We start from the raw sequence: 13,791 nt of genomic DNA on the forward strand, positions 1-13,791 counted from the left end.
CCCCCCCCCCCCCCCTGCCAGTGCGATCATGCTCCACTTCATCACGCGCATCGTGATTTGCTCCTTTGGTTTTTAGAAGAGTACTGCCGTCCCGCCTGTTTTATTATCCGGGCGGCTCTTTCTTTTTGTGTCGGCGCAAACTTATATCACGCCGACCATGTTGGCGATACTTGCGCATCTAACCTTTCAGCTTCTTTACGACCCTGTCGCAAATGGCTGGGTAGATGTCGCAAATTCACAATCCCGACGCAATCGGACTGACAACTTCAGCGTTGTTTTCCATGGCTTGAGCATCGGTAAAAAAGAGTCCCTGGTCCTGCACTTGAATCTCCATCGGGCAATCCTGCCACTGTTTTTATTGGCCTTAAGGCTTCCACTTCCAGCGGACGCCTTATAGACGATATAGGTGTGAATGCAACAAGCGTGCACAAATCGGAATTCTGTTGCTGTTTTTTTCCAAAGGCCTGCTTGCTGCTGTAAAAACCCCATAAAACCGGGGGGTTGGAGCTCGTTTTACTTGGGCTTGACGCCATGCTTCGCATCGTGTTTACCACATCCAACTGATGGGGGCGACAACCAAAAACGTTACCGGTTCACCCCGCCAGTGAGTAGTTAGCGGATGCTGACGCACTGAGCGTAGACGCGTTGTGCGGTTTTGGTGCAAAAAATTTCAATTGCTGTACCGAATTCACACAGTGACGCTTTGTGTTCGAAGCGAACAGCCCGTTGTTTATTGGTCATTTCGACATTTTTTGTGCGGTGGCTGGTTCTGTCATGGTGCATGCCGGATCAAAATGGCTCATGTCGGGGCGCACGGAGGACGCTGCAGGCGGCAGTTCGTCGTGAAGCGCGTGGCATTCGCAGGTATGCTGCCGTCCTGTCGCTTGGTGCCGCCGTCTTTTGGTATGGGCGCTAAGCTGAAAAAAGATGACCAGAGGGGAGTGCACGCTGTGTTCGCTTTAGATCCACGACTTCAACAAGACACGTTGCCGATCGGCGATTTCCCGCTCTGTCGGTTGCTGTTGTCCAATGATTCGAACTACCCATGGTTCATCCTCGTGCCACGCCGCGAGGATATCAGTGAGATATTTCAATTAGATGTCGCAGATCAACAGCAGCTGTGGCAGGAAACGACCGCGCTGGCGGAAATGCTCAAGGACTCGTTCGATGCGGACAAGTTGAACGTCGCGGCCCTGGGTAATGTAGTCAGTCAGTTGCACATGCATGTGATTGTGCGCAAGCGTGAGGACGCCGCCTGGCCAGCTCCGGTCTGGGGCAAGCAGCCGGCCAAACCCTACAGTCCAGAGCAGATCGCGACGATTCGCGAACGGCTGCGTCTGGTGTTGACCGATGACTTCACGTTTCTGGAGGGTTGAGTCATGAGCCTGGAAGCACGCGTTACCGATCTGGAAAGCCAGTTGGCGTTTCAGGATGACACCATCCAGGCATTGAGTGATGTGCTGGCGACGCAGCAACGCGCAGTGGAGCGCCTGCAACTGCAAATGGCCGCATTGCTCAAGCGGCAAGAGGAAATGGCCGGTCAGTTCGAGTCCTTCGAAGAAGAGGCGCCACCGCCGCATTACTGAGCCTCATTAGTGAAGGGCAGGCCATAAAAAAACCGCGAACAGCCAGGGCTGTTCGCGGTTTTTTTTAGCCTTGGAATCAGCGACGCGGCAGGGCGGCGATCACATCTTCGGCTTGCAGGCCTTTGTCACGGTTCATGACAGAGAACTCCACGCGCTGGCCTTCGACCAGCACACGGTGGCCTTCACCGCGAATTGCCCGGAAGTGCACGAAAATATCATCACCGGAATCACGGGAAATAAAGCCGAAGCCTTTGGAGGTGTTGAACCATTTAACGGTGCCAGTATCGCGGTTGCTCATGTCATAGCTTGGCGAGGCGGCGGCCGGTGAAGATTTGTAGAAGCTGACGGCCAGGTGCAAAAGAATGGCGATCAGGGCAACGACCAGGCTGAACAGAACGGCAGGTTGACCGGCGATGACAGGCATCGGGGCGATCAGCGTCAGGGTTTGCAGCACGACAGCCAGAACCAGCAAGGCGCTGACCAGGTTTTGCAGTTGATGACGCGGGCCTTTGTTCCAGTAAGGGATAACAGGTGCAAGGGTGAGGTTGAGCAGGCCGAAAAAGGCCAGGTACAGCGCATCGGGTTGTTGCAGGTAAGGTAGCGCTTCGGATCGCAGGCTAGGGATGAAGGACAGCAGCAGGGCTGCTGCGCCCATTAGCAGGTGGACGATTTTCAACATTTTGATTAACTCACGTTAAGACGGATCACAAGGAAGAGCTGATGGAGCACGGTTCGCTTCAGAACAATAAGAGGCGTTGGACACGTACCCGGTATCAGCCTATGCGCAACCCCCGGAAAATAGGCGGTAGCGACACACTGCCTATTTAACAGCAAAGCCCGCGGCTACTCAAATCAGGCGGTCCAGCGGTGCTTTCCACTGGCCGGTGTGCGAGTGACGCTTGCTGAGTGTTGTTCGCGCGCAGTGTTCCTCGGATCTTTTGCCTTTTCATTGAGTGATGTTGCGTCAGTATTTGTGGGAAAACGTCCGGCCTAGGACGTGCTCCATGATCTCCCCTCCGTTGTTGGCTTATCCTACGTTGATGGTCATAAAGTCATCTGGATATGCCTGTGCGCCTGCGCTTTTATAAGGAAACGGAATATGACTCTTATAAGCAGCAAGGATGGCAAAGGAGTGTCAACGGTATGGTTCATGAAGACAGGCGAAGCGAGGGGAGGATCGGTCCACTCAAGGACGTGAGGATTGATTCATTAGTCAGCGAATTCGATATGGGCCTGGCCCAGCCATTGTCCCGGTCAGTGCGTTTGAATGGCTTTGCGACCTGTTTGCGGCTTGAACAGGTCTATTGGGATATTTTGGGTGATATGGCCAAGGTCAATTGCTGCTCGGTCAGTGCGCTGTTGTCCCACGTGGATCGCGAAGTGCATTTGCGTCATGGCGGAGTGAAGAACTTCACCGGGCTGGTGCGGGTTGTCTGTGTCGTGCACAGCCTGAAGGAGGGAAGTTGCCTCGTCATGGCTTAGCCGTTGGCGGTTGAACGGGTCGAGTGTCGGTCTGTGCAGTCTTACGGCTGCACAGGCTGCATTTAATGGATATAATCCCGCTCTTTGCCGCAAAGCCCAGCATGCGCGGTAGCAATCTGATCGCCGAGACAACCCCCATGCCGATGTACGACTATCAATGTGCTTCCTGTGGTCATCAGTTGGAAGCCATTCAAAAGATCAGCGCAGCACCGCTGGTCGACTGCCCTGCCTGCCAGGCGCCAGAGCTTAAAAAGATGCTGTCCATGCCGGGCTTCCGCCTCAGCGGCACCGGCTGGTACGAAACCGACTTCAAGACCGGTTCCAAGAAAAATCTGGCCGGTGGCGACAAAGCTGACTAGGGTCTAGCGCCCGGGCTGAATGACACGCGCGAGCTCTTGCATCATCTGCCACCTTGTTTAGGTGTGGGGGTGCGGCAAGACCTCCAACCGAATTTCGAATTACGAGAAGTGAAACCACGACCATGATGCGCAGCCATTATTGCGGCCAACTGAACGAAAGCCTGGAAGGCCAGGAAATTACCCTTTGCGGATGGGTTCACCGTCGCCGTGACCACGGTGGGGTGATTTTCCTCGATATCCGTGATCGTGACGGTCTGGCCCAGGTGGTGTTCGACCCGGACCGCGCTGAATCCTTCGCCGCCGCCGATCGCGTGCGCAGCGAATACGTGGTCAAGATCACCGGCAAGGTTCGCCTGCGTCCGGCCGGTGCCACCAACGCCAACATGGCGTCGGGCATGATCGAAGTGCTGGGCTATGAGCTGGAAGTATTGAACGAAGCGGAAACCCCGCCGTTCCCGCTCAACGAGTTCTCCGACGTCGGCGAAGAAACCCGCCTGCGTTATCGCTTCCTCGACCTGCGTCGCCCGGAAATGCTCGAGAAGCTGCGTCTGCGTTCGCGCATGACCACCAGCATCCGTCGCTTCCTGGACGAGAACGGCTTCCTTGATGTCGAGACGCCGATCCTGACCCGTGCGACTCCGGAAGGCGCGCGCGACTATCTGGTGCCGAGCCGTACTCACGCCGGTTCCTTCTTCGCCTTGCCGCAATCGCCACAGCTGTTCAAGCAGCTGCTGATGGTTGCCGGCTTCGACCGTTACTACCAGATCGCCAAGTGCTTCCGCGACGAAGATCTGCGCGCCGACCGTCAGCCGGAATTCACCCAGATCGACATCGAGACCAGCTTCCTCGATGAAAAAGAGATCATGGGCATCACCGAACAAATGATCCGCAACCTGTTCAAGGAAGTGCTGGACCTGGAGTTCGGTGACTTCCCGCACATGACCTTCGAAGAGGCCATGCGTCGTTACGGTTCCGACAAGCCGGACCTGCGTAACCCGCTGGAACTGGTTGACGTTGCCGATCAACTGAAAGAAGTCGACTTCAAGGTGTTCAGCGGCCCTGCCAACGATCCGAAATGCCGCGTTGCCGCTCTGCGCGTTCCAGGCGCGGCAAGCATGCCGCGCAGCAAGATCGACGACTACACCAAGTTCGTCGGCATCTACGGTGCCAAGGGCCTGGCGTACATCAAGGTCAACGAGCGCGCCAAAGGCGTCGAAGGTCTGCAATCGCCAATCGTCAAGAACATCCCTGAAGCCAACCTCAATGTGATCCTTGATCGCGTTGGCGCTGTTGATGGCGACATCGTGTTCTTCGGCGCTGATAAATCGAAGATCGTCAGCGAAGCCCTGGGCGCGCTGCGGATCAAGGTTGGTCACGATCTGAGCCTGCTGACCTGCGAGTGGGCACCGATGTGGGTCGTCGACTTCCCGATGTTCGAAGAGAACGACGACGGCAGCTTCACCGCGTTGCACCACCCGTTCACCGCGCCGAAGTGCACGCCGCAAGAACTGGAAGCCAACCCGGCAACCGCGCTGTCCCGTGCCTACGACATGGTCCTGAACGGCACCGAGCTGGGTGGCGGTTCGATCCGTATCCACCGCAAGGAAATGCAACAGTCGGTGTTCCGTCTGCTGGGTATCAGTGAAGCGGAACAGGAAGAGAAGTTCGGCTTCCTGCTCGACGCCCTGAAATACGGCGCGCCGCCGCACGGTGGCCTGGCCTTCGGTCTGGACCGTCTGGTGATGCTGATGACCGGCGCCCAGTCGATCCGTGAAGTGATCGCCTTCCCGAAAACCCAGAGCGCTGCCTGCGTCATGACTCAGGCACCGGGGCTGGTGGATGCCAAGGCATTGCGCGAACTGCACATTCGTCTGCGCGAAACGCCTAAAGCTGAGTAAGGCTGACCAGAAGGGCGCATCTTCGGATGCGCCCTTTCTTTATACAATGGTCGAGATTTTTATTTGCTGGCCGGCGCATCATGGCGTGGCGGGCAATGTTTCAAAGATAATTCGGAGCGAGTTATGGCGGGTCATTCCAAGTGGGCGAACATCAAGCACCGCAAAGAACGTCAGGATGCCAAGAAGGGCAAGATTTTCACCAAGTGGATTCGTGAACTGACGGTTGCTGCTCGTCAGGGTGGCGGTGATCCGGGCTCCAACCCGCGTTTGCGACTTGCGCTGGATAAAGCGCTGGGTGCGAACATGAGCCGCGACATCATCGATCGCGCGGTTGCTCGCGGTGCCGGCGCCGCCGATACCGATGACATGGTCGAGCTGACCTACGAAGGTTACGGCCCGGGCGGTGTGGCGGTGATGGTCGAATGCATGACCGACAACCGCAACCGCACCGCAGCGGCTGTCCGCCATGCGTTCAGCAAGTGCGGCGGCAACCTCGGCACCGACGGTTCGGTGGCCTACCTGTTCGAGCGCAAGGGGCAGATTTCCTTCGCGCCAGGCGTGGATGAGGATGGGCTGATGGAAGCTGCCATGGAGGCCGACGCCGATGACGTGGTGACCCACGAAGACGGTTCGATCGACGTGTTCACCTCGTTCGCCGGCTTCTATTCCGTGCGCAACGCTTTGGAGGCCGCAGGCTTCAAGGGCGATGACGCGGAAATCGTCATGCTGCCGACCACTAGTGCCGAACTGGACCTGGAAGGCGCCGAGAAGGTTCTGAAGCTGATCGACATGCTTGAAGACCTGGATGACGTGCAAAACGTGTATTCCAACGCCGACATTCCAGAGTCGGTGGCCGCACAGCTCGGATAAGGGCGACTAAGATTCAGTGTGGGAGCTGGCTTGCCTGCGATGGCGGCGTGTCAGGCTACATCATTGTTTGATGTGCCTACGCCATCGCAGGCAAGCCAGCTCCCACATTTGTTATTCGCTGTATTGAATATCGTGCTCTTACCTAACCCGCAGGCGTTATGACTTTAATTCTTGGAATCGACCCCGGTTCGCGTATCACCGGTTATGGCGTGGTACGTGATACCGGGCGTGGCTGCGTGTACGTGGCGTCGGGGTGCATTCGCACGGGCTCCGGCGAGTTGCACGAGCGCCTGCAAATCGTCTATCGGGGCGTGCGTGAAGTGATCCAGACCTACGGCCCGGTGACCATGGGCATCGAAAAGGTCTTCATGGCGCGCAATGCCGACTCCGCCCTCAAACTCGGTCAGGCCCGCGGCGCAGCCATCGTGGCCGGTGCCGAGGAAAGCCTGGAAATCGCCGAATACACCGCGACCCAGGTCAAACAAGCGGTGACCGGCACTGGCGGGGCGAACAAGGAACAAGTGCAAATGATGGTCATGCACATGCTGAAATTGACCAGCAAGCCGCAAATCGATGCTTCGGATGCCCTGGCCATCGCGATTTGCCACGCTCACACCCGTTCCAGCCTGTTGCCTCATGGTCTGGGCACAGCACGCAGTCGTGGCGGGCGCCTGCGTCTCTGATAGCATCAGCAATCATTTTTATGGAATGAGGGTTTTGCGCCTGTGTTGTCGGCGCAAAACCCTTGTTCTGTCAGTCGCCAGCACTGATCTGGCCAAGGCTCAAGGATCTGAAACGTGATTGGACGCTTGCGCGGCACTTTGGCTGAGAAACAGCCGCCGCACCTGATTCTGGATGTAAACGGTCTGGGGTATGAGCTGGAAGTACCCATGACCACGCTTTATCGCTTGCCGTCGGTCGGTGAACCGCTGACCTTGCACACCCATTTGGTCGTACGCGAAGACGCGCAGTTACTCTATGGCTTCTTTGGCAAGCGCGAGCGAGACTTTTTTCGCGAGCTGATCCGTCTCAATGGTGTGGGGCCGAAACTGGCGCTGGCCTTGATGTCGAGCCTGGAGGTCGACGAGCTGGTGCGTTGCGTGCAGTCCCAAGACACTTCAGCGCTGACCAAGGTGCCGGGCGTGGGCAAGAAGACCGCCGAGCGTTTGCTGGTGGAACTCAAGGATCGCTTCAAGGCGTGGGAAACCGTGCCGGCGATGTTCGCGTTGGTGCCAAACCAGCCGGGTGGGCCAGATGCGCCTGCACCGGTCGCCACCGCCGAAAATGACGCGGTCAGCGCGCTGATTTCCCTGGGCTACAAGCCGCAGGAGGCCAGCAAGGCGATTTCCGCGATCAAGGAGAAAGGTTTGAGCAGTGAAGACATGATTCGTCGTGCCCTTAAGGGAATGATCTAAGTGATTGAAGCTGATCGTCTGATCGCCGCCACGGGTGGTCCCCGTGACCGCGAGGAAGTCCAGGACCGGGCGATTCGTCCCGTCAGCCTGGCCGAATACATTGGCCAGCCGACCGTTCGCGAACAAATGGAGTTGTTTATCCAGGCCGCGCGCGGGCGCAATGAGTCCCTGGATCACACCCTGATTTTCGGCCCGCCGGGCTTGGGTAAAACCACCCTGGCCAACATCATTGCCCAGGAAATGGGCGTGTCGATCAAAAGCACCTCGGGGCCGGTCCTCGAGCGTCCGGGTGATCTGGCGGCGTTGCTGACCAACCTTGAACCCCATGACGTGCTGTTCATCGACGAGATCCATCGGTTGTCGCCGATCGTCGAAGAAGTCCTGTACCCGGCCATGGAAGATTTCCAGCTCGACATCATGATCGGCGAAGGGCCGGCCGCGCGCTCGATCAAACTCGATCTGCCGCCGTTCACCCTGGTCGGTGCAACCACTCGGGCCGGTATGCTGACCAACCCATTGCGCGACCGTTTCGGGATTGTTCAGCGCCTGGAGTTCTACAACACTGCTGACCTGGCGACGATTGTCAGCCGTTCGGCGAACATTCTCGGTTTGCCGCTGGACCCGGAAGGCGCCTTCGAAATCGCCCGCCGTGCCCGTGGCACGCCGCGGATCGCCAACCGCTTGCTGCGTCGGGTCCGGGATTTCGCCGAGGTCCGCGCCAAGGGCCACATTACCAAGCCGATCGCCGACCTGGCGCTGAACCTGCTGGATGTCGACGAGCGTGGTTTCGACCATCAGGACCGACGCCTGCTGCTGACCATGATCGAGAAGTTCGACGGTGGGCCGGTGGGGGTGGACAGTCTGGCGGCGGCGATCAGCGAAGAACGCCACACCATTGAAGACGTGCTGGAGCCGTATTTGATCCAGCAGGGCTATATCATGCGCACTCCGCGGGGGCGGGTGGTCACTCGACATGCGTACCTGCACTTCGGTTTAAACATCCCGTCACGATTAGGCGAGATGCCCGTGGTAGACGAGTTCCTCGATGCCGTGGACGATTAGTAACCTTTGCGCGCTGATTTATTCGGGGTTTGTGCTGTCCCAGGACCGTACTTTCGCCAGAAAGCCGCGAATCAATGAAAAACAGTTGCCTGGCCGGATTGGCAACCTGAGGAGTAAGCACTAGAGTATGCGCGCGCAAAACGGGCTTGAGCCGTTCGCACATCGTTGTCGCGTTTATTACGAGGACACCGATGCGGGCGGCATCGTGTATTACGTCAATTACCTCAAGTTTATGGAACGGGCTCGAACCGAGCGGCTCCGGGAGCTGGGCTTTGCCCAGTCGGCGCTGGCAGGGGAGGACCTGTTGTTCGTCGTGCATTCCAGCGAAGCGCGTTACCACGCGCCGGCGCGACTGGACGACGAACTGCTGGTAAGCGCTGAAGTAATTGAATTGAACCGGGTCAGCCTGCGCTTCAAACAGCAGGTCAGGCGGGCTACGGATAATGTGCTGCTCTGCGAAGGGCAGTTTCTGGTGGCCTGTGTGCGCACTAACAGTTTAAAACCCCGGGCCATTCCCGAAGCTCTACGTGCGGCCTTTGCCGACGTGAGCGGCGCGGGTACACACTCAAAGCAGGAGATAAAGCGTGGAAGCTAACGTCGTCGACCATTCCTCCATGTGGAGCCTGGTCAGCAATGCCAGTATCGTGGTGCAACTGGTAATGCTGATCCTGGTAGCCGCATCGGTGACCTCATGGATCATGATCTTTCAGCGCAGCAACTTGCTGCGTGCCGGTCGACGCGCCCTGGAGAGCTTTGAAGAGCGCTTCTGGTCGGGTATCGACCTGTCCAAACTCTACCGTCAGGCCGGCAGCAACCCTGATCCGGATTCGGGCGTCGAGCAGATCTTCCGTGCCGGCTTCAAGGAATTCTCCCGTCTGCGTCAGCAGTCAGGCGTTGACCCGGAAGCGGTCATGGAAGGTGTGGCCCGTGCCATGCGCGTGGCCATCTCCCGCGAAGAAGAAAAGCTCGAGCAGAGCCTGCCGTTCCTCGCCACCGTCGGTTCCGTCAGCCCGTACATCGGTCTGTTCGGTACGGTCTGGGGCATCATGAACTCCTTCCGTGGTCTGGCAACTGCCCAGCAAGCGACTCTGGCCACTGTGGCCCCTGGTATTGCCGAAGCACTGATTGCTACCGCGATCGGTCTGTTCGCCGCCATCCCGGCCGTTATCGCGTACAACCGTTTTGCTGCTCGCAGCGAAACCCTGCTGGGCCGTTACTACACCTTCGCCGACGAATTCCAGGCGATCCTGCACCGCAAAGTGCACACCAGCGAAGAATAAGCAGGTAATTTCCAATGGCTTTAATCGCTCGAGCTCGCAAAAAGCGCAAGCCGGTTGCCGAGATGAACGTGGTGCCTTACATCGACGTGATGCTGGTACTGCTGGTCATCTTCATGGTGACCGCGCCGATGCTCAATCAGGGCGTGAAAGTTGATCTGCCCAAGGTTTCCAGCGAAGCCTTGCCGCAGGACAACAACACTCAGGTCCTGACCATTTCGATCAAGTCTGACAAGACCTACTACTGGAACCTTGGCAGCGAAGTCGACACCGATAAGCAGCAGGACAAGGCCATGACCTTGCCGCAAATGACCGACGCGGTGACCAAGATCATTCGCGCCGGTACTGAAGGCGGCAAGCGTACCCAAGTATTCATTCGCGGCGACAAGACTGTCGATTACGGCTCCGTCATGGGCGCGATGGGCGGGTTGCAGAAAGCCGGGGTCGGTAATGTTGGCTTGATTACCGAGGCACCCTGATGCAGCAAATGCGAGAGCCGTCCGCCTCGGAAAGCTACTTCTGGCCTAGTGTCTGGGCGATTGTCTTGCACGTGCTGGTGTTCGGCATGCTGTTCGTCAGTTTCGCCTTCACACCGGAGCTGCCGCCGGCCAAGCCGATCGTCCAGGCGACCCTGTACCAGTTGAAATCGAAAAGTCGGGCGACCACCCAGACCAATCAGAAGATTGCGGGTGAAGCGCAGAAATCTGCTGCGCGCCAGACCGAAGTCGAACAGATGGAACAGAAAAAGATCGAACAGGAAGCGATCAAGGCCGCGGAACAAAAGAAGGAAGATGCGGCTCAAAAAGCCGAAGAATCCAAGAAGGCCGACGAGACGAAGAAAGCGGAAGAGGCAAAAAAGGCTGATGAAGCCAAGAAAGCCGATGAAGCCAAGAAGACCGCCGAAGCCAAAAAGGCCGAAGAGAAACAATTGGCTGATATAGCCAAGAAGAAATCTGAAGAAGAAGCCAAGAAAGCTGCTGAAGAAGAGGCCAAGAAAGCGGCCGCTGAAGAAGCGAAGAAAAAGATCGTCGAAGACGCGAAGAAGAAAGCCGCCGAAGACGCCAAGAAGAAATCTGAAGCTGAAGAGGCGAAGAAAAAAGTCGCCGAAGACGCGAAGAAGAAAGCTGCTGCCGATGCCGCGAAGAAAAAATCGCAGGAAGCGTCGCGTAAATCCGCCGAAGAGAAAAAGGCTCAGGCCCTGGCAGATTTGCTTTCCGACACGCCGCAGCGTCAGCAGGCCTTGGCCGATGAGCAGGGTGACGAAGTCGCGGGCAGTTTCGATGATCTGATTCGTGCTCGTGCAGCGGAAGGCTGGGCTCGTCCACCTTCGGCCCGCAAAGGCATGACGGTCGTGTTGCAAATCGGCATGTTGCCGGACGGTACGGTGACTTCGGTTGGCGTGGCCAAGTCCAGCGGCGATGGTCCGTTTGACGCTTCCGCTGTAGCAGCAGTCAAGAACATTGGACGTTTGACAGAAATGCAAGGAATGAAGCCGAGCGATTTCGCTCCGTATCGTTCATTCAAGATGACATTCACACCTGAGGATCTAGCCTTGTGAGAAACCTTCTTCGAGGAATGCTTGTCGTTATCTGCTGCCTGGCAGGGATAGCGGCAGCCGATGAAAAAAACATTCTGGTCACCAGTGGCAGTGATCGGGCCACTCCGATTGCAGTCGTTCCGTTCGGCAACCAAGGCGGCAGCGTGCTGCCGGACGACATGGCCGAAATCATCGGTAACGACCTGCGCAACTCGGGTTACTACTCGCCGATTCCAAAACAGAACATGATCAGCCAGCCAAGCCAGGCCAGCGAAATCATCTTCCGTGACTTCAAGGCGCTGGGTGCCCAGTACGTCATGGTCGGCAGCATTGTTCCAGCGGGCGGTCGCCTGCAGGTTCAATACGCACTGTTCAACGTCGCCACCGAGCAGCAAGTGCTGACCGGCAGCGTGTCGGGCGGCGTCGATCAACTGCGCGACATGGCGCACTACATCTCCGACCAGTCGTTCGAAAAACTCACCGGTATCAAAGGTGCGTTCTCGACTCGTCTGCTGTACGTGACGGCCGAGCGGTTCTCCGAGAAGAACACTCGCTACACGCTGCAACGTTCGGACTATGACGGTGCCCGTGCCGTGACCCTGCTGCAATCGCGCGAGCCGATCCTGTCGCCGCGTTTTGCACCGGATGGCAAACGCATTGCCTACGTGTCGTTCGAGCAGAAGCGTCCGCGCATCTTCATGCAGAACATCGACACCGGTCGCCGCGAGCAGATCACCAACTTCGAAGGCCTGAATGGTGCGCCAGCATGGTCGCCGGATGGTCAGCGCCTGGCGTTTGTACTGTCGAAAGACGGCAACCCGGACATTTATGTGATGAACCTGGGTTCGCGTCAGATCAGTCGCGTCACCAACGGTCAGGGCATCAACACCGAACCGTTCTGGGGTAAAGATGGTTCGACCATCTATTTCACCTCCGACCGTGGCGGCAAGCCGCAGATCTACAAAACCAGCGCAGGCGGTGGTGGTGCGGAGCGTGTGACCTTCATCGGTAACTACAACGCCAACCCTAAACTGTCGGCCGATGAAAAGACCCTGGTGATGATCCATCGTCAGGAAGGCTTCACTAATTTCAAGGTGGCAGCCCAGGATTTGCAGCGAGGTAGTGTAAAGATCCTCACTGATAGCACTCTGGACGAGTCGCCTACTGTTGCGCCCAACGGCACCATGGTAATCTACGCCACCCGCCAGCAGGGCCGGGGAGTCTTGATGCTCGTGTCCATTAATGGACGCGTGAGGCTCCCGCTTCCTACCGCACAAGGCGAAGTCAGAGAACCGTCCTGGTCCCCTTACCTGAACTGACGCGGCGCTACACGTTGTACTTAACACACTGGGGTTCATTAGGAGTTTCACGATGGAAATGCTGAAGTTTGGTAAATTTGCTGCGCTGGCTCTGGCCATGGCTGTAGCTGTAGGTTGCTCGTCCAAAGGCGGCGACAATGCCGGTGAAGGCGCTGTTGATCCAAACGCTGGTTACGGCGCAAACACTGGTGCCGTTGATGGTTCCCTGAGCGAAGAAGCTGCTCTGCGCGCAATCACCACCTTCTACTTCGAATACGACAGCTCGGACCTGAAGCCAGAAGCCATGCGCGCTCTGGACGTTCACGCCAAAGACCTGAAAGCAAACGGCGCTCGCGTTGTTCTGGAAGGCAACACCGACGAACGTGGTACTCGTGAGTACAACATGGCACTGGGCGAGCGTCGTGCGAAAGCCGTTCAGCGCTACCTGGTACTGCAAGGTGTTTCCCCAGCTCAGCTGGAACTGGTTTCCTACGGCGAAGAGCGTCCAGTTGCTACCGGCAACGACGAGCAGTCCTGGGCTCAAAACCGTCGCGTCGAACTGCGTAAGTAATTCGTCATGCGAACGTGCCGTCGTGCTGTAACTGTTTTGGCTCTCAGCCTCGCACCGCTTGCGGTGTGGGCTGCGGTTCCTGTGGTCGAGGACAACTCCGGCTATAACAATAGCGGGAGTAGTTATCCGCCTGCGGGTTACGGTACGAACGGCGCCTATGCCGGGGGAGGGGTTTCGGCCCCTGTCTCGGCACAGGGCGAGCTGTTCAACCAACTGCAATCGATGCAGGAGCAGATCTCACGCCAACAGGGTGTGATCGAAGTTCTGCAAAATGATGTAGCGCGCATGAAGCAAGAGAACCTGGAGCGATATCAGGATCTTGATCGGCGCATAGGAACCGGCGTAGCACCAGCCGCGACTCCTGATAATTCTTCCACCGGTGGCAATTTGAATGCCCCCGGTGCAGCAGCCGGCGCAGGTGCGGGAGCGGCAGGCG

The 13,791-nt window shown here is 57.6% G+C and carries 17 protein-coding genes; 16 read left to right on the top strand and 1 reads right to left on the bottom strand.

The features are described from left to right. Window positions 1-950: 950 nt before the first annotated feature. Together PMI30_RS0129450 and PMI30_RS24515 are read left to right on the top strand one after the other, a co-directional pair. Window positions 951-1,376, top strand: coding sequence for an HIT family protein (locus PMI30_RS0129450; protein ID WP_032830486.1), 426 nt, complete (start codon window positions 951-953; stop codon window positions 1,374-1,376). A gap of 3 nt (window positions 1,377-1,379) precedes the next feature. Beyond that, window positions 1,380-1,586, top strand: coding sequence for a SlyX family protein (locus PMI30_RS24515; protein ID WP_008006666.1), 207 nt, complete (start codon window positions 1,380-1,382; stop codon window positions 1,584-1,586). A gap of 76 nt (window positions 1,587-1,662) precedes the next feature. Here the strand turns inward: PMI30_RS24515 and PMI30_RS31890 are convergent, their stop codons facing one another. Beyond that, window positions 1,663-2,265 carry a cold-shock protein gene (locus PMI30_RS31890; protein WP_008006667.1) on the bottom strand — a complete coding sequence of 201 codons (603 nt, stop codon included), beginning with the start codon at window positions 2,263-2,265 and terminating at the stop codon, window positions 1,663-1,665. Window positions 2,266-2,729: 464 nt separating this feature from the next. Between PMI30_RS31890 and PMI30_RS24505 the strand changes: the two genes are divergently transcribed. The 14 genes from PMI30_RS24505 to PMI30_RS30310 all read left to right on the top strand — a co-directional run. Then, window positions 2,730-3,068, top strand: coding sequence for a ribbon-helix-helix domain-containing protein (locus PMI30_RS24505; protein ID WP_007897043.1), 339 nt, complete (start codon window positions 2,730-2,732; stop codon window positions 3,066-3,068). A gap of 137 nt (window positions 3,069-3,205) precedes the next feature. Beyond that, a complete protein-coding gene (locus tag PMI30_RS0129455) occupies window positions 3,206-3,427 on the top strand; it encodes an FmdB family zinc ribbon protein (protein ID WP_010457489.1) in 222 nt (73 codons plus the stop codon). A gap of 122 nt (window positions 3,428-3,549) precedes the next feature. After that, on the top strand, window positions 3,550-5,325 hold the full coding sequence (aspS, locus tag PMI30_RS24500) for an aspartate--tRNA ligase (protein ID WP_008006672.1): 1,776 nt from the start codon (window positions 3,550-3,552) through the stop codon (window positions 5,323-5,325). 123 nt (window positions 5,326-5,448) lie between these two features. After that, complete coding sequence (locus PMI30_RS24495; protein ID WP_008006675.1) at window positions 5,449-6,195, top strand: YebC/PmpR family DNA-binding transcriptional regulator; 747 nt, start codon at window positions 5,449-5,451, stop codon at window positions 6,193-6,195. A gap of 158 nt (window positions 6,196-6,353) precedes the next feature. Next, complete coding sequence (gene ruvC / locus PMI30_RS24490; protein ID WP_007897036.1) at window positions 6,354-6,878, top strand: crossover junction endodeoxyribonuclease RuvC; 525 nt, start codon at window positions 6,354-6,356, stop codon at window positions 6,876-6,878. Window positions 6,879-6,992: 114 nt separating this feature from the next. Further along, window positions 6,993-7,610 (top strand): Holliday junction branch migration protein RuvA, encoded by a 618-nt coding sequence (ruvA, locus tag PMI30_RS24485; RefSeq protein WP_007897033.1) that lies wholly within the window; start codon window positions 6,993-6,995, stop codon window positions 7,608-7,610. Continuing rightward, on the top strand, window positions 7,611-8,672 hold the full coding sequence (gene ruvB, locus PMI30_RS24480) for a Holliday junction branch migration DNA helicase RuvB (RefSeq protein ID WP_008006678.1): 1,062 nt from the start codon (window positions 7,611-7,613) through the stop codon (window positions 8,670-8,672). 127 nt (window positions 8,673-8,799) lie between these two features. Further along, window positions 8,800-9,267: a tol-pal system-associated acyl-CoA thioesterase gene (gene ybgC, locus PMI30_RS24475; RefSeq protein ID WP_007933231.1), complete on the top strand. Its 468-nt coding sequence runs from the start codon at window positions 8,800-8,802 to the stop codon at window positions 9,265-9,267. After that, complete coding sequence (gene tolQ / locus PMI30_RS24470; RefSeq protein ID WP_007897030.1) at window positions 9,257-9,952, top strand: protein TolQ; 696 nt, start codon at window positions 9,257-9,259, stop codon at window positions 9,950-9,952. The genes ybgC and tolQ overlap by 11 nt, the downstream gene beginning before the upstream one ends. A 23-nt stretch (window positions 9,953-9,975) precedes the next feature. Then, a complete protein-coding gene (gene tolR, locus PMI30_RS24465) occupies window positions 9,976-10,428 on the top strand; it encodes a protein TolR (protein WP_162130599.1) in 453 nt (150 codons plus the stop codon). Next, window positions 10,428-11,507 (top strand): cell envelope integrity protein TolA, encoded by a 1,080-nt coding sequence (gene tolA / locus PMI30_RS24460; RefSeq protein ID WP_007897028.1) that lies wholly within the window; start codon window positions 10,428-10,430, stop codon window positions 11,505-11,507. The genes tolR and tolA overlap by 1 nt, the downstream gene beginning before the upstream one ends. Then, window positions 11,504-12,805 (top strand): Tol-Pal system beta propeller repeat protein TolB, encoded by a 1,302-nt coding sequence (gene tolB, locus PMI30_RS24455; protein WP_007897027.1) that lies wholly within the window; start codon window positions 11,504-11,506, stop codon window positions 12,803-12,805. Before tolA ends, tolB begins: the two co-directional genes overlap by 4 nt. A gap of 52 nt (window positions 12,806-12,857) precedes the next feature. Continuing rightward, window positions 12,858-13,355 (top strand): peptidoglycan-associated lipoprotein Pal, encoded by a 498-nt coding sequence (gene pal / locus PMI30_RS24450; RefSeq protein ID WP_003178634.1) that lies wholly within the window; start codon window positions 12,858-12,860, stop codon window positions 13,353-13,355. Between the two features lie 6 nt (window positions 13,356-13,361). Then, window positions 13,362-13,791: YbgF trimerization domain-containing protein (locus PMI30_RS30310; protein ID WP_008072424.1), on the top strand; the 430-nt coding region annotated here is incomplete at its 3' end.

This window comes from Pseudomonas sp. GM50 (genome assembly GCF_000282375.1).
GTDB lineage: Bacteria > Pseudomonadota > Gammaproteobacteria > Pseudomonadales > Pseudomonadaceae > Aquipseudomonas.

Bases quoted from the DNA above. Each gene is read 5' to 3' on its own strand.
- PMI30_RS24515 (WP_008006666.1), top strand. From the start codon at position 1,380: ATGAGCCTGGAAGCACGCGTTACCGATCTGGAAAGCCAGTTGGCGTTT.
- PMI30_RS31890 (WP_008006667.1), bottom strand. From the start codon at position 2,265: ATGTTGAAAATCGTCCACCTGCTAATGGGCGCAGCAGCCCTGCTGCTG.
- PMI30_RS24505 (WP_007897043.1), top strand. From the start codon at position 2,730: ATGGTTCATGAAGACAGGCGAAGCGAGGGGAGGATCGGTCCACTCAAG.
- PMI30_RS0129455 (WP_010457489.1), top strand. From the start codon at position 3,206: ATGCCGATGTACGACTATCAATGTGCTTCCTGTGGTCATCAGTTGGAA.
- aspS (WP_008006672.1), top strand. From the start codon at position 3,550: ATGATGCGCAGCCATTATTGCGGCCAACTGAACGAAAGCCTGGAAGGC.
- PMI30_RS24495 (WP_008006675.1), top strand. From the start codon at position 5,449: ATGGCGGGTCATTCCAAGTGGGCGAACATCAAGCACCGCAAAGAACGT.
- ruvC (WP_007897036.1), top strand. From the start codon at position 6,354: ATGACTTTAATTCTTGGAATCGACCCCGGTTCGCGTATCACCGGTTAT.
- ybgC (WP_007933231.1), top strand. From the start codon at position 8,800: ATGCGCGCGCAAAACGGGCTTGAGCCGTTCGCACATCGTTGTCGCGTT.
- tolA (WP_007897028.1), top strand. From the start codon at position 10,428: ATGCAGCAAATGCGAGAGCCGTCCGCCTCGGAAAGCTACTTCTGGCCT.
- pal (WP_003178634.1), top strand. From the start codon at position 12,858: ATGGAAATGCTGAAGTTTGGTAAATTTGCTGCGCTGGCTCTGGCCATG.